The organism is Amycolatopsis sp. VC5-11, assembly GCF_037034185.1.
Classification (GTDB): Bacteria; Actinomycetota; Actinomycetes; order Mycobacteriales; family Pseudonocardiaceae; genus Amycolatopsis; species Amycolatopsis nivea.
Map to the genome: position 1 here is coordinate 353079 of NZ_JBAGKF010000003.1, position 24511 is coordinate 377589.

At 71.2% G+C, this 24511-nt stretch carries 26 protein-coding genes and 1 pseudogene; 18 read left to right on the top strand and 9 right to left on the bottom strand.

The window, feature by feature from the left end; translation table 11 throughout:
• Window positions 1-38 precede the first annotated feature (38 nt).
• Both WA670_RS13145 and dmpG read left to right on the top strand, forming a co-directional pair.
• Window positions 39-941 (top strand): acetaldehyde dehydrogenase (acetylating), encoded by a 903-nt coding sequence (locus WA670_RS13145; RefSeq protein ID WP_037805678.1) that lies wholly within the window; start codon window positions 39-41, stop codon window positions 939-941.
• Window positions 938-1963: a 4-hydroxy-2-oxovalerate aldolase gene (gene dmpG, locus WA670_RS13150; RefSeq protein WP_037805680.1), complete on the top strand. Its 1026-nt coding sequence runs from the start codon at window positions 938-940 to the stop codon at window positions 1961-1963. The genes WA670_RS13145 and dmpG overlap by 4 nt, the downstream gene beginning before the upstream one ends.
• On the opposite strand, the gene WA670_RS13155 is transcribed toward dmpG, so the two are convergent.
• Window positions 1957-2562 carry a TetR/AcrR family transcriptional regulator gene (locus WA670_RS13155; RefSeq protein ID WP_037805682.1) on the bottom strand — a complete coding sequence of 202 codons (606 nt, stop codon included), beginning with the start codon at window positions 2560-2562 and terminating at the stop codon, window positions 1957-1959. The two genes, dmpG and WA670_RS13155, sit on opposite strands and share 7 nt — an antisense overlap.
• A gap of 92 nt (window positions 2563-2654) precedes the next feature.
• On the opposite strand from WA670_RS13155, the gene WA670_RS13160 reads away from it, so the two are divergent.
• From WA670_RS13160 to WA670_RS13180, 5 genes are all read left to right on the top strand, one after another.
• Window positions 2655-3581 carry an oxygenase MpaB family protein gene (locus WA670_RS13160; RefSeq protein ID WP_037805684.1) on the top strand — a complete coding sequence of 309 codons (927 nt, stop codon included), beginning with the start codon at window positions 2655-2657 and terminating at the stop codon, window positions 3579-3581.
• A gap of 67 nt (window positions 3582-3648) precedes the next feature.
• Window positions 3649-4677, top strand: a complete 1029-nt coding sequence (locus tag WA670_RS13165) for an LLM class F420-dependent oxidoreductase (protein WP_037805685.1) — start codon at window positions 3649-3651, stop codon at window positions 4675-4677.
• A gap of 177 nt (window positions 4678-4854) precedes the next feature.
• On the top strand, window positions 4855-6162 hold the full coding sequence (locus WA670_RS13170) for an MFS transporter (protein ID WP_037805686.1): 1308 nt from the start codon (window positions 4855-4857) through the stop codon (window positions 6160-6162).
• On the top strand, window positions 6159-7574 hold the full coding sequence (locus WA670_RS13175) for a pyridoxal phosphate-dependent decarboxylase family protein (RefSeq protein WP_336157843.1): 1416 nt from the start codon (window positions 6159-6161) through the stop codon (window positions 7572-7574). Before WA670_RS13170 ends, WA670_RS13175 begins: the two co-directional genes overlap by 4 nt.
• Window positions 7575-7644: 70 nt before the next feature.
• On the top strand, window positions 7645-8214 hold the full coding sequence (locus WA670_RS13180) for a hypothetical protein (protein ID WP_336157844.1): 570 nt from the start codon (window positions 7645-7647) through the stop codon (window positions 8212-8214).
• 62 nt (window positions 8215-8276) lie between these two features.
• Here the strand turns inward: WA670_RS13180 and WA670_RS13185 are convergent, their stop codons facing one another.
• A complete protein-coding gene (locus tag WA670_RS13185) occupies window positions 8277-9011 on the bottom strand; it encodes a dienelactone hydrolase family protein (RefSeq protein ID WP_336157845.1) in 735 nt (244 codons plus the stop codon).
• 231 nt (window positions 9012-9242) lie between these two features.
• Between WA670_RS13185 and WA670_RS13190 the strand changes: the two genes are divergently transcribed.
• Entirely contained in the window at window positions 9243-10145 is a 903-nt protein-coding gene (locus WA670_RS13190; RefSeq protein ID WP_336157846.1) for a quinone oxidoreductase family protein, read from the top strand.
• Between the two features lies 1 nt (window position 10146).
• On the opposite strand, the gene WA670_RS13195 is transcribed toward WA670_RS13190, so the two are convergent.
• Window positions 10147-11835 (bottom strand): MFS transporter, encoded by a 1689-nt coding sequence (locus tag WA670_RS13195; RefSeq protein ID WP_336157847.1) that lies wholly within the window; start codon window positions 11833-11835, stop codon window positions 10147-10149.
• A 132-nt stretch (window positions 11836-11967) separates the two neighbouring features.
• Here WA670_RS13195 and WA670_RS13200 point away from each other — a divergent pair, with 132 nt between their 5' ends.
• On the top strand, window positions 11968-13032 hold the full coding sequence (locus tag WA670_RS13200; RefSeq protein WP_238605896.1) for a zinc-binding dehydrogenase: 1065 nt from the start codon (window positions 11968-11970) through the stop codon (window positions 13030-13032).
• Here WA670_RS13200 and WA670_RS13205 read toward each other — a convergent pair.
• From WA670_RS13205 to mrf, 5 genes and pseudogenes are all read right to left on the bottom strand, one after another.
• Window positions 13013-13261 (bottom strand): annotated as a pseudogene (locus WA670_RS13205) (GTP-binding protein); the annotation flags it as partial. The gene WA670_RS13200 and the pseudogene WA670_RS13205 sit on opposite strands and share 20 nt — an antisense overlap.
• A 44-nt stretch (window positions 13262-13305) precedes the next feature.
• Entirely contained in the window at window positions 13306-14433 is a 1128-nt protein-coding gene (locus tag WA670_RS13210) for a GTP-binding protein (RefSeq protein ID WP_336157848.1), read from the bottom strand.
• Window positions 14430-14588, bottom strand: a complete 159-nt coding sequence (gene rpmF, locus WA670_RS13215; RefSeq protein WP_037805693.1) for a 50S ribosomal protein L32 — start codon at window positions 14586-14588, stop codon at window positions 14430-14432. Before rpmF ends, WA670_RS13210 begins: the two co-directional genes overlap by 4 nt.
• Window positions 14588-14851: a type B 50S ribosomal protein L31 gene (locus WA670_RS13220; RefSeq protein WP_037805695.1), complete on the bottom strand. Its 264-nt coding sequence runs from the start codon at window positions 14849-14851 to the stop codon at window positions 14588-14590. The genes rpmF and WA670_RS13220 overlap by 1 nt, the downstream gene beginning before the upstream one ends.
• Window positions 14848-16089 carry a ribosome hibernation factor-recruiting GTPase MRF gene (gene mrf, locus WA670_RS13225; protein ID WP_134727465.1) on the bottom strand — a complete coding sequence of 414 codons (1242 nt, stop codon included), beginning with the start codon at window positions 16087-16089 and terminating at the stop codon, window positions 14848-14850. The genes WA670_RS13220 and mrf overlap by 4 nt, the downstream gene beginning before the upstream one ends.
• A 78-nt stretch (window positions 16090-16167) precedes the next feature.
• Here mrf and rpmB point away from each other — a divergent pair, with 78 nt between their 5' ends.
• From rpmB to WA670_RS13265, 8 genes are all read left to right on the top strand, one after another.
• Window positions 16168-16404, top strand: coding sequence for a 50S ribosomal protein L28 (rpmB, locus tag WA670_RS13230; protein ID WP_009078885.1), 237 nt, complete (start codon window positions 16168-16170; stop codon window positions 16402-16404).
• Window positions 16405-16572 (top strand): 50S ribosomal protein L33, encoded by a 168-nt coding sequence (gene rpmG, locus WA670_RS13235; RefSeq protein ID WP_037805699.1) that lies wholly within the window; start codon window positions 16405-16407, stop codon window positions 16570-16572.
• Window positions 16572-16877, top strand: a complete 306-nt coding sequence (gene rpsN, locus WA670_RS13240) for a 30S ribosomal protein S14 (RefSeq protein WP_037805700.1) — start codon at window positions 16572-16574, stop codon at window positions 16875-16877. The genes rpmG and rpsN overlap by 1 nt, the downstream gene beginning before the upstream one ends.
• A complete protein-coding gene (gene rpsR / locus WA670_RS13245) occupies window positions 16874-17119 on the top strand; it encodes a 30S ribosomal protein S18 (RefSeq protein WP_037805702.1) in 246 nt (81 codons plus the stop codon). Before rpsN ends, rpsR begins: the two co-directional genes overlap by 4 nt.
• 95 nt (window positions 17120-17214) lie before the next feature.
• Window positions 17215-18276, top strand: coding sequence for a MoxR family ATPase (locus tag WA670_RS13250; RefSeq protein ID WP_336157849.1), 1062 nt, complete (start codon window positions 17215-17217; stop codon window positions 18274-18276).
• Window positions 18273-20165 (top strand): vWA domain-containing protein, encoded by a 1893-nt coding sequence (locus tag WA670_RS13255; protein WP_336157850.1) that lies wholly within the window; start codon window positions 18273-18275, stop codon window positions 20163-20165. Before WA670_RS13250 ends, WA670_RS13255 begins: the two co-directional genes overlap by 4 nt.
• A 138-nt stretch (window positions 20166-20303) precedes the next feature.
• Window positions 20304-21530 (top strand): uroporphyrinogen-III C-methyltransferase, encoded by a 1227-nt coding sequence (cobA, locus tag WA670_RS13260; RefSeq protein ID WP_037806542.1) that lies wholly within the window; start codon window positions 20304-20306, stop codon window positions 21528-21530.
• Between the two features lie 29 nt (window positions 21531-21559).
• A complete protein-coding gene (locus WA670_RS13265; protein ID WP_336157851.1) occupies window positions 21560-22327 on the top strand; it encodes a PIG-L deacetylase family protein in 768 nt (255 codons plus the stop codon).
• Window positions 22328-22675: 348 nt separating this feature from the next.
• On the opposite strand, the gene WA670_RS13270 is transcribed toward WA670_RS13265, so the two are convergent.
• Window positions 22676-23551 carry an alpha/beta fold hydrolase gene (locus tag WA670_RS13270; protein WP_037805709.1) on the bottom strand — a complete coding sequence of 292 codons (876 nt, stop codon included), beginning with the start codon at window positions 23549-23551 and terminating at the stop codon, window positions 22676-22678.
• A 101-nt stretch (window positions 23552-23652) separates the two neighbouring features.
• Here WA670_RS13270 and WA670_RS13275 point away from each other — a divergent pair, with 101 nt between their 5' ends.
• On the top strand, window positions 23653-24504 hold the full coding sequence (locus tag WA670_RS13275) for a crotonase/enoyl-CoA hydratase family protein (protein ID WP_442893093.1): 852 nt from the start codon (window positions 23653-23655) through the stop codon (window positions 24502-24504).
• Window positions 24505-24511: the final 7 nt, after the last annotated feature.

Sequence of the window (24511 nt, forward strand, 5' to 3'; positions counted from 1 at the left end):
GGTTGAGTGTGCCCCATCCCGGCGAGCACCGTGGCGGCATGGCGGAACGCAAGGTGACGGCCGCGATCGTCGGCCCGGGCAACATCGGTACGGACTTGCTGGCAAAACTCCAGCGCAGCGAGCACGTGGAAGTGCGCTACATGGTGGGCGTCGACCCGGCGTCGGACGGGCTCGCCCGCGCCGCGAAGCTCGGGCTCGAGACGTCCGCCGAGGGCGTCGACTGGCTGCTGGCGCGCGCGGAACTGCCGCAGCTGGTGTTCGAATCGACGTCGGCGAAGGCGCACAAGGCCAACGCGCCGCGGTACGCCGAGGCCGGCATCCGCGCGATCGACCTGACGCCCGCTGCGGTCGGCCCGCTGACCTGCCCGGCGGTGAATCCGCCCGACCAGCTGACCGACCGCAACGTCAACATGATCACCTGCGGCGGCCAGGCGACCATCCCGATCGTGCACGCGGTTTCGCGGGTGACGCCGGTGTCGTACGCGGAGATCGTCGCGTCGGTGTCGTCGCGGTCGGCCGGACCGGGCACGCGCGCGAACATCGACGAGTTCACCGAGACCACCTCGCACGCGATCGAGAAGGTCGGCGGCGCGGACAAGGGCCGCGCGATCATCATCATCAACCCGATGGACCCGCCGATGATCATGCGCGACACGGTGTTCTGCGCGGTCGACCCGGACGCCGACTTCGACGCGATCAGCGAATCCGTGCACCGCATGGTGAAAGACGTCCAGCAGTACGTGCCGGGCTACACACTCAAGGCCGATCCGCAGTTCGACCCGCCGCGGCCGGACTGGAGCGGCAAGGCCCGCGTGGGCGTCTTCCTGGAGGTCGCGGGCAACGGCGACTACCTGCCCAAGTACGCGGGCAACCTCGACATCATGACCGCCGCCGCCGCGCGCGTCGGCGATCTCTTCGCCGCTCAGGAGGTGGCCGCGTGAACAACACCGACGTCCGGCTGGTCGACACCACCCTGCGCGACGGCAGCCACGCCATGGCGCATCAGTTCACCGAAAAGCAGGTGCGCGACACCGTCCGCGCGCTCGACGACGCGGGCATCTCGCTGATCGAGGTGACCCACGGCGACGGCCTCGGCGGCTCGACCTTCAACTACGGCTTTTCCTTGGTGGACGAGCGAAAGCTGATCGCCGCCGCGGTCGCCGAGGCGAAGCAGGCGAAGATCGCCGTGCTCCTCCTGCCCGGCCTCGGCACGGTCACCGACCTGCGCGCGGCGGCCGACCTCGGCGCGGGCGCGGTGCGGATCGCGACCCACTGCACCGAGGCCGACGTATCCATCCAGCACTTCGGCGCGGCCCGCGATCTCGGCCTGGAAACCGTCGGATTCCTGATGCTGTCGCACATGTCGACGCCGGAGGACCTCGCGAAGCAGGCCCGGATCATGGCCGACGCGGGCTGCCAGTGCGTGTACGTCGTGGACTCCGCGGGCGCGCTGATCCTGGACGACGCGTCCGACCGGGTCGCCGCCCTCGTCGCGGAACTCGGCGACGACGCCCAGGTCGGCTACCACGGGCACCAGAACCTGAGCTTCGGCGTCGCCAACTCGGTGCTCGCGTACCGCGCGGGCGCCCGGCAGATCGACGGTTCGCTCGCCGCGCTCGGCGCGGGGGCGGGCAACTCGCCGACCGAGGTCCTGGCGGCCACGTTCGAGCGGCTGGGCATCAAAACCGGCGTGGACAAAGACGTGCTGATGGAAGCCGCGGAGAACGTGGTGAAGAAGTACCTGACCCGGCTGCCGGTGATGGACCGGTCGTCGATCATCCAGGGCTACGCCGGCGTGTACTCCAGCTTCCTGCTGCACGCCGAACGCGCCGCCGAGCGCTACGGCGTCCCGGCGCACGAAATCCTGTACAAGGTCGGCGAGGAACGCTACGTCGGCGGTCAGGAGGACATGATCATCGACATCGCGCTGCGGCTGCGCGACGAGCGGGCAGCCGCTCAGTGAGCTCCAGGGTCGAAAGCGTCCGCGCCGAGCACGAGCTGCACGCAGTGCTCGACGAGACGCTCGCGGCTCACCTTCAGCGTGCCGTCGAGGTAAGCGATGAACACGTTGCTGAGCGCGCCGACGAGGCCGATCGCCACCAGCTGGCGGCCGGTTTCGTCGCCGCGCGACAGCTGTTCGCCGACGAGCGTCGTGAACGCCGGGAGCAGGTGCAGGCCGCGCTGGGTCAGCGCCGGGTCGGTCAGCGGCGCGAGCAGCAGCACGCGGCCCTTGCGCGGGTCGTCCAGCACCAGCTCCACGAACGCGGTCACGGCGCGTTCGGCCCGGCGGCTCGGATCGGCCTCGCCGGAAACCGCGTCGGCCAACGCTTGCCTTGCCTGGTCTCCGACGTCCTCGTACACCGCGGCGACCAGGCTTTCCCGGTCGGCGAAGCTTTCGTAGAAGTACCGCTCGGTCAGTTTCGCCGACCGGCACACCGCGCGGACGCTCACCGCCGCGCTGCCCTGCGCGCCCAGCAGGTCGAGCCCGGCGGCCAGCAGCTGGGCCCGGCGCCGGGCCTTGCGGTCGTCCAGCGTCGTGCCCGCCCACGTGCGGCCCGGCATGCCCCGCTCCCGTCCCGAGTTGACCACAGATGTTGTCACATCCTAACCTGACAACAGCTGTAGTCACTTCGCCGACCCGCCGAGGAGCCGCGATGAGGGACGCACCGGAGCCGCTGGGACCGGACTCGCTGACCTGGAAGTACTTCGGGGACTGGCGCGGGCTGCTGATCGCGCTGTGGGCCGGGTCGATGCAGAACATGCACCCGGGCCTCGGCGCGGGCGTCGAGGAGCATTCGAGGTTCTTCGAGGAGCGCTGGCAGCGGCTGTTCCGTTCGCTGTACCCGATCGGCGGCGTGGTCTACGACGGCCCGCTCGCGCACCGCACGGCGCTGGAGGTGCGCGGTTACCACGACCGGATCAAGGGCGTGGACGCGAAAGGCCGCCGCTACCACGCGCTCGACCCGGACACGTATTACTGGGCGCATTCGACGTTCTTCGTCAGCACCGTCCTGATCGCCGACCATTTCATGGGCGGCATCGGCGAAGAGGAGAAGCGCACGCTGTTCGACGAGCACGTGCGCTGGTGGCGGATGTACGACATGACGATGCGGCCGGTGCCGGAATCGTGGGAGGACTTCCAGCGGTACTGGAAGCACATGTGCGCCGAGGTGCTGGAGGACAACAAGGCCACCCGCGACGTCCTCGACCTCCGCGGCATCGCGAAACCGCCGTTCCTGCCATGGCTTCCGGATCCGCTGTGGAAACCGGTCTCGAAGGTTGTCGCGAAACAGTTCGTGTGGCTGACCGTCGGGCTGTACGACCAGGAAGTGCGCGACCTGCTCGGCTACCGCTGGACCGCGCGGGACGCCCGCCGGCACCGCCGCGTGGGCAAGCTGATCAACGCGGCGTTCTCGCTGGTTCCGCACGACCGCCGCTACCATCCGCGGGCACGGGCGGGCTGGCGGCGCGCCCGCGGCGAACTGGCCCCGGGGACGCCGCCGGTCGAAACCCCGCGCCGCAATCTTCCCCCGCTCGCCGAGCGCGGGAAACCGGAGCACTACTCGCCGGACGTGCCGTGAAGGACTCCTTCCGGGACTCTGGTTCCCGGAAGGAGTCCTGCACGGGCTTCGAGATCAGGAGGGCTTGATGAAGCTGGGCTTTCACCTCGGGTACTGGGGGAGCGGGCCGATCCCGGGCGCGCAGGAGAGCGTGCTCGAAGCCGAACGGCTCGGGTTCGACTCGGTGTGGTCGGCCGAGGCGTACGGGTCGGACGCGTTCACCCCGCTGGCCTGGGTCGGCGCGGCGACCAGCCGGATCAAGCTCGGCACCAACATCGTGCAGATGTCCGCGCGCACCCCGACCGCGACCGCGATGAGCGCGCTGACCATGGACCACCTGTCCGGCGGCCGCTTCGTGCTCGGGCTGGGCGCGTCCGGGCCGCAGGTGGTGGAGGGCTGGTACGGGCAGCCGTATCCGAAGCCGCTGGCGCGCACGCGCGAGTACGTCGAGATCGTGCGCAAGGTGCTGGCCCGCGAGGAACCGGTGACCCTCGACGGGCAGTTCTTCCAGCTGCCGCTCAAGGGCGGGACCGGACTGGGCAAACCGCTCAAGCCGACCGTGCACCCGCTGCGCGCCGACCTGCCGATCTACCTCGCCGCCGAAGGCCCGAAGAACGTCGCGCTGGCCGCGGAGATCTGCGACGGCTGGCTGCCGCTGTTCTTCTCGCCCAAGTCCGACGGCTTCTACCGGGCCGCGCTGGAGGAGGGCTTCGCCCGCCCGGGCGCGCGGCGGAGCGGCCTGGACGGGTTCGAGGTCGCCGCGTCGGTGCCGGTGATCGTGCACGACGACGTCGAGGAGGCGGCGAGCTTCATCAAGCCGGCGCTGGCGCTGTACATCGGTGGGATGGGCGCGAAGAGCGTGAACTTCCACCACGACGTGTTCGCCCGGCTCGGCTACGCGGACGTGGCGGACAAGGTGCAGGAGCTGTACCTGGCGGGGCGGAAGGAAGAAGCGGTCAAGGCGATCCCGACTTCGCTGGTCGAGGACACTTCGCTGATCGGCCCCGCGGAGAAGATCCGCGAAGAGCTGGCGGCGTGGGAAGCGACGGTGGTGACGACGCTGCTGCTGCGCGGGGACGCCGGGTCGCTGGCGAAGGCGGCGAAAGCGCTGTCCTGACGAGAGAAGGTCGTGAGCGGCGAGGCCGGTCAGAACCGGCGTCGCCGCTCACGAGGCGGTAGTCGGCCCGGTACGGCCAGTGCATCACGACGGTGGCACGATTCCTCCCGACCACTACCCGGAACCGGCGAAGATCCATTAGGCATGCGTTCGTCGTTCCGCCTTGGAGGAGGACCTTTGGCGTCGCTGTCCCGCCGCACGAGATTCCGCTACTCGCTCGGCTCCTTCGTCACCGGCGGGTTCGGCACGGTGCCCGGGCTGCTCCTGCTCCCGTACCTGACCGACACCATGGCGGTGCCCGCCGCGGCGGCCGGGATCATCGTGTTCGTGCCCAAGGCGTGGGACGTGGTCTTCAACCCGGTCGCCGGGCGGCTGTCGGACGCCGACCTCGCGCGCACCGGCAGCAGGCGGCGCTTCCTGCTGCGCGGTGGGATCGGCGTCGCGATCCTGTTCTTCGCCTTGTTCGCGCATCCCGGCTTCGGCACGCCGGTGTGGGACGCGACGTACGTCGTCGTGATGTTCTTCCTGTGCGCCACCGCGTACGCGTTCTTCCAGGTGCCGTTCAACGCGCTCCCGGCCGAGCTGACCGATTCCGCCGAGGAACGCACGAAGCTCACCAGCGTCCGGATCGGCGTGCTGGCGGTCGCGGTGCTGGTGTCCGGCGGCGGCGCCCCGGCGATCACCGACCTGCTGCCCGGCGTGGCGGGCTACCGGGTGATGGGCCTGGTGATGGCGGTGATCATCCTGGCCGCCACGCTCGGCGTCTACTTCGGCCTGAAGGGCGCGCCGGTCGGCTCGCTGCGGCCCAACACGGTGCGGCTCAAGGAATTGGCGCGCACCATCGCGCAGTGGCGTTCGTTCCGGTGGCTGATGGGCGTCTACTTCATCCAGGCGCTCGGCATCGGCACCGTGCTGGCCGCGATCCCGTACTTCGCGCAGCACGTCCTCGGCGACCCGAGCTACCGCACCTACCTGTTCGTCGGCTTCGTCGGGCCCGCGCTCGTCACCATGCCGCTGTGGCCGCGGGTAGGCGCGCGCTGGGGCAAGCTCGCCGGCTTCCGGATCGCCACCACGTCGTTCTTCGTCGGCCTGGTGGCGATGTACTTCGCCGACCGGCTTCCGTTCGCCGCGACGCTGGTGTTCGTCGCGCTCGCCGGCGTCGGCTACGCGGGCATTTCGGTGTTCCCGCTGGCGATTCTCCCGGACCTGATCAGCGCCGAGGAGGAGCGGACCGGCGAGACCCGTGCGGGCGTGACGGCCGGCGTGTGGACCGCGTCCGAAACGCTCGGGCTCGCGCTCGGGCCGGGACTGTTCGGGCTCGTGCTGCAGGGCGGGAGCTACGTGTCGAGCACCGGCACGACCGCCGTCCCGCAGCCGCATTCGGCGATCACCGCCATCGTGATCGGCGCGTCGGTGCTGCCCGCGGTGCTGATCGCGCTCGGCATCCCGCTGCTGCGCCGTTCGGTCCTGGAGAAGCAGGCGTGAACGACGTACTGGCGCGGCTGCGCGAACTCCGCTCCGGCGACCTGCCGACGCACGGCGGGCGCACGCTCGCCTACGTGTACGACAGCGGACTGTCCGAAGTGGACGAAATCGCCGCCGCCGCGCACGCGCTGGCCAGCTCCGCCAACGGACTCGACCCGACCGCGTTCCCCAGCCTGCTGCGGATGGAGAACGACCTGGTCGCCCGCGCGGCCGGACTGCTCGGCGGGACGCCGGAGACGGTCGGCACGGTGACGTCCGGCGGCACCGAATCGTGTCTGCTGGCGGTCCTCGCCGCCCGCGACGCGCGGCCGGACATCGCTGTGCCGTCGATCGTGCTCCCCGAGACCGCGCACGCCGCGTTCCACAAGGCCGCGCATCTGTTCGGCGTGCGGAAGATCGTGGTGCCGGTCGATCCGGAAACCTTCCGCGCGGACCCGGCGGCGATGACCGCGGCCATCGACGACTCCACCGTGCTCGTCGTGGCGAGCGCGCCGTCGTACGCGCACGGCGTCGTCGACCCCATCGAGGAGATCGCCGCCGCCGCTTCGGCACGCGGGGTGCGCATGCACGTGGACGCGTGCATCGGCGGCTGGGTGCTGCCGTACTTCGCGAAGCTGGGCGCGGACTTGCCGCCGTTCGACTTCCGCGTTCCGGGCGTCACCAGCATTTCCGTGGACCTGCACAAATACGCCTACTGCGCCAAGGGTGTCTCGGTCTTGCTGCACGCCTCGGCGGAACTCCGGCGCACTCACTACTTCGCCAGCGCGGCCTGGCCCGGCTACACGATGCTCAACCCGACGCTGCAGAGCACCCGCTCCGGCGGTCCGCTCGCCGCCGCGTGGGCCGTCGTGCACCACCTCGGCGAGGACGGTTATCTCCAACTGGCCTCGCGGACGCGGGAAGCCGTCGGACGGATTCGTGCTGGCGTGGCTTCGATTCCGGGCCTGCACGTGCTGGGCGAGCCGGTGTCGACGCTGGTCGCGTTCACCGGCTCGGACGGCTTCGACCTGTTCACCGTCGCCGACGAGATGAAGGCACGCGGCTGGTACGTCCAGCCGCAGTTCGCGCACGGGACTTCTCCGCTGAACCTGCACCTCACCGTCACCGCCGCGAACCACGGCAGCGAGCCGGAATTCCTCGCCGACCTGGCGGCCTCGGTCGAGGCGGCGCGGACGCAAGGCCCGGTACGGGTCGATCCGGACGTCGCCGCGTTCGTGGCCGCGCTGGATCCGGAAACGCTGACGTCTGAGCAGTTCGGTGGGCTGCTCGCCGCGGCGGGCCTGAGCGGTGGCGGTGGGTTGCCGGGGCGGATGGCTCCGGTCAATGCGCTGCTGGCGGCCGCGCCGGAAGCGTTGCGGGAGCGGCTGCTGGTGGAGTTCCTCGGCGCGCTGTACACGCCGTCCTCGGAGTAGCGCAACCGATCAGCCGGTCGCCCGTCCAGGGATCGTGGGGAGTTCCGAGGAAAATCGAAGACCGGGTTTGGTGCGGGCTGTAGTCGTCTTCGGGTGCGGCTGGCTGCCCTTGGCCGCGGTGAAGTACTTCGCCGTCGGTCTCGGCCGGGCTATTCCGTTGCCCGAGATCCTGTACCTCGGTCCGGCGTGGCTGCTCGCCGCGATCGGGACCGCGGTCAGCGCGCGGATGGCGACGCGCAGGCTGGGCCGACGCGGCGCGGCTGGGTGGGCGGTGGCCACCGCCGCGGTGATCGCGCTGATGGTTTGTGTCAACTGGGTGCTCTTCCATGCCACGACCTGGTACGCGATGCACCGGTCGGAGTACGCCGCCGTGCTGCGCGATGCCGAACACCGCGTGCCGACCGAGCCGTTGCCCGAAGACGTCTTGTCGATCGACACCGGCAACGGCCCGCGGGTGTGGTATATCCGCGTCTGGAAAGGGTTTCTCGCGTGCTCGGCCGGATACGCGCACTGCGACGGTTCCCCGGCGAAGTACATGCCCGGCGTGGCGATCGACTCGCACGACTACCTCGACGACGGCCTGGGCTGCGCCCTCCGTCCCACGGTCGAGGTCGTCGACGGCTGGTGGTGGGTCGAGTAGCGGCCGGACCCGGCACCCGGTCGTGATCCAGACCGGGGCACCGGGTCAGCTGTTCAAGTCCCTCAGCCGCAGGACAAGGCGCGTCCGAGGAGCGGCACCAGGTTCTCCCAGTGCTGCCGCAGCGCGGCGGGATCGAACGTGTCGGTGTCGGCCATGGTGAAGCCGTGGACCGTGCCGGGGTAGATCTCGGACGTGCAACTGACCCCTGCGGCATCGAGTGCGCGGTTGAGTTCGGCGAGAGTTTCCGGCGTCAGATCCGATGCGGCGTGGCCGAAGTGCGCTTCCGCGGTGATCCGGGAGAAGACCTCCGGCCCGGCAGCGCCGACCGGGGCGTGGAATCCGGCGACGGCGGCCACCTGATCCGGATGGGTCGCAGCGGTGCGGACCGCGAGAAGGCCGCCGATGCAATAGCCGGTGACCCCGACCGGTCCGGCGCTGACTTCGGGCTGGGCGGCGAGGAATTCGAGATAAGCGGCGGCGTCGCGAAGGACCAGTTCGGGGGTGTGCGCTTCGATCATGGGCAGCACACGAGCGAAAACCCCGGGACGCTCCTCCGCTCCGATGAACTCCGGAAGTTCGAGCACTGGCGCCGGGCCGTGCCGGTAGAAGTAGTTGGGCACGAGCACGTAATAGCCGTGTCCGGCCAGTTCTTGGGCCATCTCGCGGATTACGGGCCGGATCCCGAAGCCGTCGGCGTACATCAGCACGCCGGGGTGTGGCCCGCCGCCGGCGGGAAACGCGGCGAACGCGTCGGCCTGGCCGTCAGGGGTGGGGATCCGCAAAGTCTTGTCGGGCATGAATTCTCCTGTCGTCGGTTGAGGTGGCTGTCAACACGACGAAGCAGGCGGGGCCCGCGCGGCGCTCAGGAGAGCACCGGGTAGCCGATCCGTGAGTGGCGCGAGGCCGTCCCGGTAGTCATCGCTGATCAACCTAGCCCATCGCGCGGCGCCGGTCGACCCCGCGGCTTGACGTCAAGTCCGCTTGATGTCGAACACTGGCGGTGATCGACACGAGCGCTGGAGGCGGCGATGAGCAAGGCGATGGGGTTCCGCGAACTGGGCGGGCCGGAAGTGCTGCGGCTGGAGGAGGTGGCGGAACCGCGTCCCGGGCCGGGGGAGGTCCGGATCCGGGCGACGGCGGCGGGGGTGCAGGCGTTCGACATCGCGGTGCTCGCGGGGCTCATCCCGGTGCCGGAGCCGGGCGCGTTCACCGTGCCGGGCAACGAGTTCGCCGGAATCGTCGACGAAGTCGGGGAAGGTGTCGCGGGATTCACCGCGGGCGACGAGGTGCTCGGTTTCGGGCGGCTGGGGGCGTATCAGGAACTGGTGGTCGCCGGAGCGGACCAGGTGGTGCCGAAGCCGCCGGAGATGCCGTGGGAGGTCGCGGGCGCGTTCACCGCGGCGGCGCAGACGGCGGAGATCGCGATCGAGCGGATCGACGTCGGTCCCGGCGACACGGTGCTGGTGCACGGCGCGGCAGGCTCCGTCGGGGCGATGGCGGTGCAACTGTCCCGGTTGCGTGGCGCGAAGGTGCTCGGCGTCGCGCGTCCGGCGTGGCACGAGCAGGTGCGGGCACTCGGGGCGATTCCCCTTGCCTACAGCGAGGATTTCGTCGAACGGGTGGCTCCGCACGGCGTCACGGCGGCGATCGACGGGGTCGGCGGCATCGCGCTGGAGTACACATTGGACCTCATCGAGGACCGGTCCCGGATTCTCACTCTGGTCGAGCACGACCGCGCCGACGAGCTGGGCATCAAGCTCACCGTGAACGACCGCTCGGCGGCTCGCCTCGCGCGGTTGGCGGCTCTGTACGCGAAAGGCGAGCTGACGCATCGCATCATGGCGACCTTCCCGCTCGCCGAAGCCGCCGAAGCGATGCGGACCTATCAGGCGGGCAACATCCACGGCAAGATCGCGCTCACCATGGACTGACCTAGTCCTGGTGGAAGTACCGCTTCCCTCGCGACGCGGACGCCAGCGCGGCGACCAGCGCCATCACCGCGGCCGCGACGAACACGGTGACCAGTCCGTCGTGGAACGGCCCGGAAATCAGGGTGGGGAAGAACTCCTTGCCGGTCAGCGCGGCCGAATCGGCGGGGGAGAGCTGGCCGAGCACGCCGGGGCCGACCAGGTGCGCCACCGGGTTGCTGCCCAGGAACGCGGCGAAGAGGGTGCTCACCGGCGGCAGCTGGGCGATGTTCGCGGCGACGTCCGCCGGGACGCCGTGCGCCTGCAGCCCGCCGGTGAGCGTCGCGGGCAGCGACCCGGCCAGCCCGGCGATCATGAGCGAGAAGAACACGCCGATGGACAGCGACGTCCCGGAGTTCTGGAACGTCGAGCGCATGCCGGACGCGACGCCGCGCTGGTGGTCCGGCACGCTGCTCATGATCGCGGAGGTGTTGGGCGCGGAGAACATGCCCTGTCCGATCCCGCTCAGCACGAGCAGCGCCGCGAACGCCGGATAGCTGAAGTCCACCGGCAGCGCGAGCAGGCCGAGGAAGGATCCGGCGACCAGCAGCAGCCCGCCGGTGGAGAAGAGCCGCGCGCCGAAGCGGTCGGAGAGGAATCCGGAGACCGGACCGGCGATCAGGAACCCGGCGGTGAGCGGCAGCAGGTAGATCCCGGCCCACAGCGGGGTCTGCTCGTAGTCGTAGCCGTGCAGCGGAAGCCAGATTCCTTGCAGCCAGATGATGAGCATGAACTGCATCCCGCCGCGCGCGATCGCGGTGAGCAGCGCGGCGAGGTTCCCGGCGGTGAACGCGCGGATGCGGAACAGCGACAGCTGGAACATCGGTGCCGGCACCCTGGTCTCGATCACGCAGAACGCCGCGAGCAGCGCGATCCCGGCGCCGAGCCCGCCGAGCACCCACGGGTTGCCCCAGCCGGTCGCCGCGCCGCCGTAGGGCTGGATGCCGTAGGTGATCGAGGCGAGGATGACCGCGGTGCCGAGCGCGAAGGTCACGTTGCCGCCCCAGTCGATCCGCGACCGCTGCGGCGTGCTGATCTCGCGCAGGCTGCGGATCGACCAGACAGTGCCGAAAATTCCGAACGGCACGCTCACCCAGAACACCGCGCGCCAGTCGAGTTCGGCGAGCAGGCCGCCCGCGACCAGGCCGAGGAACTGCCCGGCCAGCGCGGTGATCTGGTTGACGCCCAAGGCCATTCCGCGCTGTTCGCGCGGGAAGGCGTCGGTGAGGATCGCGGCGGAGTTCGCGGTGAGCATCGCGCCGCCGACGGCCTGCACCACCCGCCAGCCGATCAGCCACAGCGCCCCGCCGCCCGCGTGGAACGGGTCGAACGACAGCGCCACCGACGCGGCGCTGAAGATCACGAACCCGATGTTGTACATCCGGACGCGGCCGAACATGTCGCCGAGCCGCCCGAGCGTCACCACCAGGACCGCGGACACCAGCAGGTAGCCGAGGATCATCCACAGCAAGTAGCCGATGTTGGCCGGGGCCAGCGGGTCGAGCCCGATGCCGCGGAAGATCGCCGGCAGCGAGATGATCACGATCGACCCGTCCAGCGCCGACATCAGCACGCCGAGCGTCGTGTTGGAGAGCGCGACCCACTTGTAGCGCCCGCCGTGCCGTGCCTGGGTGTCGATCGTCCGGTCCGCCACAATCGACAGCCTAGACTGATAAACCTAGCCTGTTCAACTCGTGCGAAACGGACGAACCATCCTGGTAGCGACGGACTCCTGGTTGCCGCCCCCGATTGTGCCGACGATGGGGGCGGGACGAAGGAGGATTCGGTGAAGGCTGCTGTGCTCAGGGAATTCGGGCGCCCGTTGTCGGTCGAGGAGGTCGCGGAGCCGGTGCCGGGCACCGGGGAGGTGGTGGTGGACGTCGTCGCGGCGCCGGTGCTGCACTACACCGCCGAGGTGGTCAGCGGCGCCCGGCGGTACGCGCTGGAACTGCCCGCGATCCTGGGCACCGGCGCGGTCGGACGGGTGCGGTCGGTCGGCCCCGACGCGACGAAACTCCGGCCGGGCGATTGGGTCCGCTGCGACCCGACCGTCCGCTCCCGTGACGACGCGGTGACGCCGGACGTCGTCCTGCAAGGCTTGACCGCGCGCGGCGACGGGGGACTGGCTCTGCAGCGCCACTTCCGGAACGGCGGGTTCGCCGAGCAGATCATGGTCCCGACGGAGAACGCGGCCCCGCTGGGCGAGATCGACGAGGCCGACGCGGGCCGGTGGGCCGCGCTCGGGATCTGCCTGGTGCCGTACGGCGGCCTGCTCGACGGCGGATTGCAGCCGGGGGAAACGGTGCTGGTGAGCGGCGCGACAGGCACGTACGGCGGGGCGGCGGTGGCTGTGGCGCTCGCGATGGGCGCGGGTCAGGTGATCGCGCCGGGTCGGAACCGGTCCGCGCTGGCCGATCTGGAACGGCGCTTCGGCCACCGGGTCCGGACAGTCGTGGTGAGCGGCAACGAAGACGAGGACCGCGAGGCCATGCTCTCCGTGGCGGGACCAGTGGATCTGGTGCTGGATCTGCTGCCGCCGTCCGCGTCGGTCACCGCCGTGCGCGCGGCCGCGATGACGGTCCGGGAGTTCGGCCGCGTGGTGCTGATGGGCGGGATCGGGGACGACCTCGCGCTGCCGTACCCGTGGCTGATGCTGAACAGCGTGACGGTGCGGGGCCGGTGGATGTACCCGCGCGACGCAGTGCCGAAGCTGATCGCGCTGGCCCGGTGCGGACTGCTGGACTTGACGCAGTTCTCGGTGGACGAGTTCGCGCTGTCCGCGGTCGGCGAGGCGGTGGAGCACGCGGCTGCGGTGGGTGGCCGGTTCCGGCTCACGGTGGTGCGGCCGTGAGCCGGAACTGTCCTTGGTGGACGTGGACCGGTTCCCATTCGGGGAACGGGTCGTCGGTGGCGGGGGCTTCGGAGAGGCAGGTTTCGAGCGCGTCGAGGAGCGCGGCGTGCTCGAGCCCGACGCCGATGAACACCAGTTCCTGCCGGGGCCCGTCGGCGACGCCTTGCGGTTCGAACCGTGCGACGCTGCCTGCCTGTGACCACAGCCCGAGCGTGCCCGGCCGGGGTGCTGAGGCGGTGGAGCACGCGGCTGCGGTAGGTGGCCGGTTCCGGCTCACGGTGGTGCGGCCGTGAGCCGGAACTGTCCTTGGTGGACGTGGACCGGTTCCCATTCGGGGAACGGGTCGTCGGTGGCGGGGGCTTCGGAGAGGCAGGTTTCGAGCGCGTCGAGGAGCGCGGCGTGCTCGAGCCCGACGCCGATGAACACCAGTTCCTGCCGGGGCCCGTCGGCGACGCCTTGCGGTTCGAACCGTGCGACGCTGCCTGCCTGTGACCACAGCCCGAGCGTGCCCGGCCGAGTGCTGAGGCTGAAGAATCCCTTCGACCGCAGCACCGTGCCGAACTCGCCGGAGTCCAGTCGCGAGGTCACGAACTCCCACAACCGCACCGGGTCGAACGCGCGCGCGGAGCGGAACACGACGCTGGAAATGCCGTACTCCTCGGTCTCCGGCACGTGATCGCCGTTCAGTTCCGCCACCCAGCCCGGCGCTTCCTGCGCGCGTTCGGCGTCGTACCGGCCGGTGCCGAAGACCCGCTCCAGCGGCACCCGGCCGAACTCGGCGGACACGACGTCGGCGGCCGGGTTGAGGCGGCGCAGGGAGGCGAGCAGCCGGTCCCGTTCGGCCGGGGTGACGAGGTCGGTTTTGTTCAGCAGCAGCACATCGGCGAACTCCACCTGGTCCATCAGCAGGTCGCTGACCGTCCGCTCGTCGCCCTCGTACTGGTCCAGCCTCCGCTCGGCCAGGCTGTCCCCGCGCGCCAGTTCGCGCGCGAAGTTCGCCGCGTCCACCACGGTGACCATCGTGTCCAGCCGCGCCGACGACAGCACCGGGGAACCGTCGTCGGCGGGGAAGGAGAACGTCGCCGCGACCGGCATCGGCTCGGAGATGCCGCTCGACTCGATGAGCAGGTGGTCGAACCGGCCGTCCTCGCACAGCCGGGCGACCTCGTCGAGCAGATCCTCGCGCAGGGTGCAGCAAATGCACCCGTTGGTCATCTCGACCAGCCGCTCCTCGGTCCGCGACACGCTGTCCCGCACGAGCGCGGCGTCGATGTTGACCTCGCTCATGTCGTTCACGATCACCGCGACGCGCAGGCCCTCGCGGTTGGCGAGGATCCGGTTGAGCAGCGTGGTTTTCCCGGCGCCGAGGAATCCGGAAAGGACAGTGACCGGGACGCTCACCGCTCGAGCCGCTGGAAGTGCTTGATCAGCTTGCGCGGCACCAGTTTCCGCTCGCCGTCCACGACGATCGGCACCAGGTCCGGCGCCGCCGCCTTCCACTGCGAGCGCCGCGACCGGGTGTTGCTGCGCGACATTTTCCGCTTCGGGACGGCCATCAGCGCGCACCCCCGGCGCGGCGCTGCCCGTACCGGCGGTGGAACTTCTCGACCTGGCCCGCCGAGTCGAGGATCCGCTGGGTGCCAGTCCAGAACGGATGCGACCACGAGCTGATGTCCACCACCACCAGCGGATAGGTGTTCCCGTCGGACCATTCGATGGTCCGTTCGGAGGTGGCGGTGGAGCGGGTCAGGAACGCGTCGCCGGTCGACGAGTCCTTGAAGACCACCGGGTGGTAGTCGGGGTGGATGCCGGGTTTCACAGGGTTTCGTCCTTCTGGTTGGCGGCGTTCGCGTGCCGGTCGGGTTCTTCGGTTTCTTCGCAGGGGTCCTCGTGCCAGTCCCCGAACGGATCGGGGTAGGCGCGCCAGGCCGCTTCGCCTTCGGCGAGTTCGGCGTCGGTGAGCAAGGCGGCTTGCAACGCGCTCTCGATCTCCGCGGGAGCGGCTTGGTCGGTGACGATCACCAGCTCCTGCGCGCGGTCGCCGTGCACCGGGTCCCAGCGCAGCGAGGCGAGCGTGCGGCGTTCGGGGGAGACGTCGGCCCAGTCCGGTCCGTCCGGCGAGGCGAGCCACGGGCCGGCGTGCCCGATGCCGAGCCCGCCGCCCGCCGATTCGATCCAGAACGCGACGTCCGGCTGACTCGCCACCCAGGCCCGGCCACGAGTGCGGACCACGCCGTCGAGCAGCAGGTCGATCGCCTCGTGCAGCCGCTCCGGATGGAACGGGCGCTGCGCGGTGAACCGCAGCAGTTCGATGCCGCAGTCCGGGTGCAGTGGCGGAGCGCCGCGCAGCAACGCGCCGTGCAGGTCGGTGACCTCGCCGCGGCGGGCGTCGGCCGGGATCGCGGCGAACAGCCCGGCGGCGTCGGTGCGGGCCAGCTCGACGCGCGGGACGGACGGCGCGACCCGGTCCAGCACCGCGGCGGATTTGGCCGCGCACCACGCGTCCGGCGCGGCTCCGGCGAGCACGAGCACGTCCGCGGATTCCACTTGGGACAGTGCGACCTGCGCGACCGTCCGCTCGTCTTCGGGGCTGCCCTGCAGGCCGCGCTCGGCGAGCAGGTCGTCGCCGGTGACGTCGGCGAGCCAGGTCGCGCAGTCCAGCACGGTGAACACCGCTTCGAGTTCGACGTCGTCGCTCACCGGGCGGTCGCCGACCAGCACGTTGCGGATCGCCCAGCTCACCGGCTCCGGCTCCATCGCCTCGTCCAGCCGCACCACGATGCGGTCGACCTGCGGCATCCGGGCCAGCCGGCGCAGCAGCGGCAGCAGGTCCTCGCGCAGCGTGCAGTTGACGCAGCCGTGCGCGAGTTCGAGCGGGGTCAGCTCGTCGCGCCCGCGCAGCAGGATCCGGCGGCGGACGACGCCGGAACCGATGTCGCGCAGGTCGTGGTGGACGACGGCGGTGCCGGGGCTCGCGCGGAGCAGGAGCGCGGCGAGGTCGCCGGTGCGGGCGATCCCGCTGCAGAGCACGAGCGGGACACGCGGACGTTGGGGCACTGGATCTCCAGACGACGGGGCGGGGTACGGTGACGAGCGTAGTTGAACATGAATGTCACTATCAACTTGGGAGGGTCCGTGTCAGCCGTGTGCCAGGTCACCGGCCGCAAGCCGGGCTACGGCAAGCAGGTCTCGCATTCGCACCGCCGCACGTCGCGCCGGTGGGAGCCGAACCTGCAGACGCGCCGCTACTACGTGCCGAGCCTCGGCCGCACCGTGCGGCTCAAGGTGTCGGCGAAGGGCATGAAGACGATCGACAAACGCGGCATCGACGCCGTGGTCGCCGATCTCGTCGCGAAGGGAGCGAAGTTCTAGATGGCGAAAAGCACCGACATCCGGCCGATCGTCAAACTGCGGTCGACCGCGGGCACCGGCTACACGTATGTCACCAAGAAGAACCGCCGCAACAATCCGGACCGGATGGTGTTGCGGAAATACGACCCGGTGGCGCGCAAGCACGTCGAATTCAAGGAAGAACGCTGATGGCGAAGAAGTCGAAGATCGCGAAGAACGAGCAGCGGAAGGTGATCGCCGCGCGGTATGTGGAACGCCGGCGCGCGCTCAAGGCGGTGATCGCGTCGCCGTCCGCCTCGGCCGACGAGAAGGCGGACGCAGTGGTTGCGCTGCAACGGATGCCGCGCGACGCGAGCCGCACGCGGATTCGCAACCGCGACGCCGCCGACGGCCGCCCGCGCGGATACCTGCGGAAATTCGGGCTGTCCCGGGTGCGCATGCGGCAGATGGCGCACAACGGGGAACTGCCCGGCGTCTCGAAGTCGAGCTGGTGATCGCCGTGCCCAAACCGGACCGCACGCCGCGCCGCCGCCCGAATCCCTTCCATACGGCCGGAATCACCCAGGTCGATTGGAAAGACGTCGACCTGCTGCGGAAATTCATCTCCGACCGCGGCAAGATCCGGGCCCGCCGGGTCACCGGATTGACGCCGCAGCAACAGAAACAGGTGGCCACCGCGATCAAGAACGCACGGGAGATGGCGCTCCTGCCGTACCCGACGGCGGCGCGGAGCTGAAAAAACCGGATGCGGGCAGCGGGCCGGGCGCGGGACGATAACGGCACGAAACGGGCGTCGCACGTGGATGTCCTGAAACCGGAAAGGTCCGCGTTGTGCACGCCCAGCTCACGGTCACGCCTGCCCAGCTGCCCGACATCCTGCTCACGACCGCCGTCGTCCGGCCGGTCTTCCTCTGGGGCGCGCCCGGAATCGGGAAGTCGTCGCTGGTCCGGGAATTCGCGGCGGCGCTCGGCCTCGAATGCGTGTCGCTGCTCGGCACCCAGCTCGCGCCCGAGGACCTGATCGGCGTCCCGCAGATCGCCGACGGCCGCAGCCGGTTCTGCCCGCCGGAGCAGATCGCCCGCGACGAGCCGTACTGCCTGTTCCTGGACGAGCTCAACGCCGCGTCGCCGGACGTGCAGAAGGCGTTCTATTCGCTGATCCTCGACCGCCGGATCGGCTCCTACGAGCTGCCGCCCGGTTCGGTGGTGATCGGCGCCGGGAACCGCGCCACCGACCAGGCGCTCGCCCGGCCGATGGCCTCGGCGCTGGTGAACCGCCTGGTCCACCTCCACCTGCGCGCGTCGGCGGGCGACTGGCTCGCCTGGGCGGCGGGCAACGACATCCACCCGGCGGTGGTCGAGTACCTGACCCAGCGCCCGGACCACCTGTGGAGCCAGCCGCCGAAGACCGAGGAACCGTTCTCCACGCCGCGGTCCTGGCACATGCTGTCCGACCTGCTGCACTCGGCGGGCGATCCGCTCGACGACGAGACCGTCGGGCTGCTCGCGTACGCCACGCTCACCCCGCAGCACGCCGGAGCGTTTCGGTCGTACCTCAAGGTCGCGCGGCACGCCTACGACCTGGAAGCCATCCTCAAGGGCGACGCGCGCTGGCCCGCCGAGCCGGACGAGCGCGACCTGCTCTACTTCCTCGCCGAGACGTTCCGCGTCCGGCTTGCCCGCGACCTGCCCGCGGACAAGCGGCACGCGTCGGCGGCGGTGCGCCAGTTCGCGTTCCGCGCGAAGAGCCTGCTGGTGGAACTGGCGGAGATCTCGCTGGAGATGGCGCAGCTGGTGATCGCGGACGACGAGGCGGGCAACCCGCGCCTGCCGTCGTGGTTCCTGGTCGAGGCCGCGCGCGATTTGCCGCGGCTGGTGGCGGCTCGGGCATGAGCAGTGTCCGTTCCGACGCCCGCCTCCGGGAACGCCGCAACAAAGCGATCGACGCGGGCTGGGCACTGGTCCGCGCGAACACCGTGCTGAAGCGGCTCGCGGAGCGCGCGAGCCTGGACCGCGTCAGCCTGACCGGCTCCGAGGCCTGGGCTGTCGTCGCCGACACGGGACTGATCACCGCGAACCGTGCCCGCGACGCCGATCCCGCCGAGTGGGCGTGGGTGTTCGCGCATCTGCTGCTGCACCTCGGCCTCGGCCATCTGGACGAGGAACAGCTCGCCGAGGCGGACGCGATCACCGCTGACCGAGCCGTCGACGCGAGCTACAGCGCGGCGTGTTGCGTTGCGGTGCACCGATTCGCGGAGGCAGTGCGGGTCGGGACGCCGCTCACGCTCCTGCCCGAACTTCCCGGCACGGACGAGCTTTCCCTTGCCCGCTCTTGGCGCGACACCGGCGTCCCGGAGGTCTTCCGTGCGCTCGGCACCGGCGGCGACCGGCCGTGCCTCGCGCTCGCGGAGCCGCCGAGCCGCTGGCACGTCCAGTACCACGGCAAGTCCGCGCCGTGGACCGAGCGGTTCGCGCAGGGCCTGATCGCCTCGGCCACCGAGGCGATGGAGCGGGCCGCCGACGCGCGCGGCCAGACCCGGCACCGGCGGACCCTGGGGGAGTGGGACCGCGCGCTGGGCTGGTTCGCGTCGTCGTTCCCGCTGCTGGGCGCGGTGGCCGCCGGGTTCACGCTGATCGCCGATCCGGAGGTGGTCCGCGCCTGGGACATCTCGGTCGCGGCGGTCGACGCCGAACACGGCGAGATCTACGTCAACCCGCACGCCGCGCTGACCGCCGAGGAATGGCGGTTCGTGCTCGCGCACGAGATGCTGCACGCCGCGCTCCGGCACGACCGCCGCGCGCTCGGCCGCGACCCGTACCTGTGGAACGTCGCCTGCGACTACGTGATCAACGGCTGGCTGGTCGTCCTCGGCGTCGGCGAGCTGCCCGGCGACGGGCTGCACGATCCGCAGCTCGCCGGGCTGTCCGCGGAATCGGTATACGACACGCTGACCACCGACCTGCGCCGCGCCCGCAAACTGCGCACGCTGGGCGGCCGCGAGGCAGGCGACGTCCTCGGCGACTGGCTGTCCGAACCGGACGCCGCCGCCCGCCGCTCGTCGCGCCGCGCGGAACCCAAGCCGCTGCCGTGGCGCGAGGGCGACCGGGCCGGCGGCGTCGACCTGGACGAGTTCTATCGCCGCGCGCTCGGCCAGGGCCTGGTCTATCACCACGCGCAGGGCCGCGGCCTGCTGCCGCTCGGGCTGGAACAGGAGATCCGCGCTCTGGACCACCCGCCGCTGCCGTGGGACGCGCAACTGGCCCGGTGGTTCGACGAGCACGTCCGGGCCGAGCAGCTGGTGCGCAGCTACGCGCGGGCGTCGCGCCGTCAGTCGGCGACGCCGGACATCCCGCGCCCGGGCCTGGTCCGTCCGGAACGCATCGACCGCCGCGCGACCTTCGGCGTCGTGCTGGACACGTCCGGGTCGATGAACGCGGAACTACTGGGCAAGGCGCTCGGCGCGATCGCGTCGTACGCGCGGGCCCGCGACGTCCCGGCCGCCCGGGTGGTCTTCTGCGACGCGGCCGCTTACGACGCCGGATACCTTGCGGTGGAAGACATCGCGGGCCGGGTGAAGGTCCGCGGCCGCGGCGGCACCCGGCTGCAGCCCGGGGTCGATCTGCTGCGCCGCGCCCCGGATTTCCCGGCGGACGGCCCGGTGCTGATCATCACCGACGCGCAGTGCGACCACGTGCGGCCGTCGCGGGAGCACGCGTTTCTGGTTCCGCGCGGCGCTCGGCTGCCGTTCGTGCCGCGCGGTCCGGTTTTCCGCGTGGAGTGACGCCCGAAGCGCGGGCGCGACGACGACATGTCCGAATTGCGAACCGCGCCGACGGACTCAGCGGCCTGAGCCACACTCCGGCGTGGCATGACCCACGCTCGCCGTGCGAGACCGCGCCTCGCCCATATGCTTCCGCGCATGGACGACCCGCACTACCTTTCCGGCCTCAACCTGACCGGCCGCCGCGTCGTGGTGTTCGGCGGCGGTTCCGTCGCCCAGCGCCGGCTGCCCCGCCTGATCAGCGCGGGCGCCCGCGTCGAACTGGTGTCGCCGCACACGACGCCGTCGGTGCAGGGGATGGCGGACGCGGGCGAACTGGTGTGGCATCAGCGCCGCTACGCCGAAGGCGACCTGAAGGACGCCTGGTACGCGCTGGCCTGCACGAACGACCCGGAGACCAACGCCGCGATCTGTGCCGAGGCCGAGCGGGAACGCGTCTTCTGCGTCCGCGCCGACGAGGGCGAGTCGGGTTCGGCGGTGACCCCGGCGACCGGGCGGCACGGCGGTCTCCTCTTCGGCGTCCTGTCTGGCGGCGAGCCGCTCCGCTCGGCCGCGGTCCGCGATTCGATGCTGGACGGCCTGCACGCGGGCACCATCGAGGACGGCCGCCAGCCGCATCCGGAAGGCACGCTGCCCGGCGTCGCGCTGGTCGGCGGCGGGCCCGGCGACCCGGACCTGATCACCGTCCGCGCCCGGCGGCTGCTCTCGCGCGCCGACGTCGTGGTCGTCGACCGGCTCGGCCCGCGCGATCTGCTGGACGAGCTCGCGCCGGAGGTCGAGGTCGTCGACGCGGCGAAGATCCCGTACGGCCGCGCGGCGAGCCAGGACGTGATCAACCGGACACTCATCGAGAAGGCCAAGGAAGGCAAGTTCGTCGTCCGGCTCAAGGGCGGCGACCCGTACCTGTTCGGGCGCGGGTTCGAAGAGGTCCAGGCGTGCGCCGAGGCGGGCGTGCCGGTGACCATGGTCCCGGGCATCACCTCGGCGTTCGCGGTGCCCGCGGTGGCCGACGTGCCGGTGACGCACCGCGGGGTCGCGCACGAGGTGGTCGTCGTGTCCGGGCACGTCGCGCCGGGGGACGAGCGGTCGCTGGTGGACTGGTCGCTGCTGGCCCGGATGCGCGGGACGATCGTGCTGATGATGGGCGTCGAACGGCTGCCGAAGTTCGCCGCCGCCCTGCTCGAGGGCGGCCGCCCCGGCGACACGCCGGTCGCGGTGATCGAGGACGGGACGATGCGGACCCAGCGGGTGCTGCGCTCGACGCTCGCCTCGGTGGCCGAGGAAGCGGCGGCCGCGGGAGTCCGCCCGCCGGCGGTGATCGTGTTCGGCCCGGTGGCCGGGCTGGACCGGAATCAGCCCGGATAACGCAGACAGCGGGCCGTCCGCGCGCGAAGATGTCCGGTATGACCTTGCCTGCCCTGCCCGAGGAGTCCTTCCGGCGCGTGCTCTGCGTCGTCGCGCACCCGGACGACATGGAGTACGGCACGTCCGCGGCCGTCGCGCGCTGGACGGCGCGCGGCATCGAGGTCGGCTACCTCCTGCTCACCCGCGGCGAGGCAGGCATGCCGAACCCGCCCGAGGAGACGGCCCGCCTGCGCGTCGCCGAACAGCGCAACGCGTGCGCGGCCGTCGGCGTCGAGCGCCTCACCGTCCTCGAACACCCGGACGGCGTGCTCGTCTACGGCCTCGACCTGCGCCGCGACATCGCCCGCGAGATCCGCCGGTTCAAGCCCGACGTCGTGCTCGGCTGCGGATTCGACGTCGAAACTCCGTACGGCTTCGACCAGGCCGACCACCGCGCCGCCGGGCTCGCGACCCTCGACGCGATCCGCGACGCGGGCAACCGGTGGGTCTTCCCGGAGCAGATCGACGACGAGGGCCTCGCTCCGCATTCGGCGCGCTGGTACCTGGTCCCGGGACTTCCGGGTTCCGGGGCGACCCACGGCGTCGACATCACGGGAGAGCCGGTGCGGCGCGGCGTCGCTTCCCTGGAGGCGCACGCCGCGTACCTGGCCGCGCTTCCGGACCACCCCGCGCCCGCCGACTTCATCCCGCAGTTCACGGCGATGAGCGGCAAGGCGATGGGGGTGGCGCACGCGGTGCTGTTCCGCGCCCACGACCTCCAGGCGCCGCCGGAATTCCCCGAATCCGACCAGGACTGACCGCGGCCGGTCGGAAGTCTGAGGGGAGCCCGGTAGGACGCTGCTTCCGCGGGTCTCCCTTCCTTGCCGGGCGCGGGTCCGGAGGGTGCCGTTCGCGGACGAGCCCTGCCGCCGGAACGCACCCAATGTGGCATTGGGTGCGTCGCACGCACCCAATGCCACATTGGGTGCGCTAGCCCGGCCCCCGCGAGTTCCAAGCCCGCCCGCCCAGCCGACCGCGGTCGAGCCACCAGCGCAGCCGCCCCGCTGTGAAGCCAAAACGCGGTCGCACCCCACCAAGTCCGTGAAGGGCTCCTTGAGGGAATCAGATTCCCTCAAGGAGCCCTTCACGGACCGCGGGGGCCGGGCTCAGGCGGGGTACCGGCGAAACGCGAAGTCCCGGATCGCCGCGCTCAGCCGCTTCGGGTCGAACCGCAGCTCGACCGGGCTGCGGGCCTGGACGAACTCGGCGTTCGGCAGGTCCTCGGCCAGGCTGCCCGCGTCGCCGAACGGATGGATTGGGTCGCCCTCGTGCCCGATCACCAGCGTCGGCGTGGTGATCGTGCCCCGGATCGACTTGGGCGGCGCGACCCGGCCGAACAGCACGCCGTGCAGCAGCGCGGCCATCGGCGCCGGCTCCTGGCTCAGCGTGTCCGTGATGACGTCCACCCACTGGTTCCCGTGCGGCACGAGGTGCGCGGCCAACGCCACCCCGCGCACCGTCGCGGGCAGGAAGCGGGCGGCGAACAACAGGGGTGCGAAGGTCAGCAGCCCGGCGATGATCGCGTTGTCCAGCACCGGCATTTCGACCACCAGCCCGCGCACCCGCGACGGCGCGGCCACGGCCACCTCCAGCGCCACGTTCGCGCCCAGCGAGGTGCCGCCGACCACCGCGTCCTCGATCTCCAGATGGTCGAGCAGCGCGACGGCCTGTTCGGCGAACGCGGGCATCGAATAGCGCCACGACTGCGTCGGCCGGTCCGAATCGCCGTGGCCGAGCAGGTCGAGGGTCACCACGCGGAACCCCGCGCGGGCGAGCCGCCTGGCCAGCGGCGCGTGCATCCGGCGGGTGAACATGATCCCGTGCATCAGCACCACGACGCGGTCGCCGCTGCCGTACTCGGTGTAGCACAGGCGCTGGCCCTCGTGCCGGAACGAGCCGGACAGCTCGATCGGCCGGGCCTTGCGGGCCGCCGCGGGTTCCGCCGGCGGGGCGTCGGCGACGGGCACGGGTGCCGGGTCCATACGGGCGCCTCCCTCTCCACCTCGGGTCTCCAGGAAAGCATCCCGCAGCGCCGTTGGCACCGTGTCAACCGGATGGGCTGGGGTCGGGGGGATGAGTCAAGATGATCGGCATGACCGAACCAGTAGCCGCCCTTCCCGAACTCGCCTCGCTCCGCGTCGACCTCGACGGACCGGTCGCCGAGGTGACCCTGCTCGGCCCGGGCAAGGGCAACGCGATGGGCCCCGACTTCTGGCGCGAGCTGCCGCTGGGGTTCGCCGCCCTCGACGCCGACCCGCGCGTGCGCGCCGTCGTGCTGACCGGAAGCGGCAAGCACTTCTCCTACGGCCTCGACCTGCCCGCGATGATGGGCGGCTGGGCCCCGCTGCTGGCGGGCGACGCGCTGGCCGGGCCGCGCACCGAGTTCCACCGCGAGATCCAGCGGCTGCAGCAGGCGGTCAGCTCGATCGCCGAATGCCGCAAACCGGTCGTTGCCGCCGTGTCCGGCTGGTGCATCGGCGGCGGCGTGGACGTCATCACGGCCGCCGACATCCGCCTGGCCAGCGCGGACGCCAAGTTCAGCGTCCGCGAGGTGAAGGTCGCGATCGTCGCCGACATCGGCAGCCTCCAGCGGCTCGCGCCCATCATCGGCGAGGGGCACGTCCGCGAGCTGGCGCTGACCGGCAAGGACGTCGACGCCGCGCGCGCGGAGAAGATCGGCCTGGTCAACGACGTGTACCCGGACCAGGAGACGCTGCTCGCCAAGGCCCGCGAACTGGCCGCGGAGATCGCCGCGAACCCGCCGCTGGTCGTCCAGGGCACCAAGCAGGTGCTGTCCACGAACACCGAACGCCAGGTCGCCGAGGGCCTGCGCTACGTCGCCGCGTGGAACTCCGCCTTCCTGCCGAGCAAGGACCTCCAGGAAGCTGTCCAGGCCTTCCTGGAGCGACGAGCGCCGGACTTCAAGGGCGAGTAAAACAGGC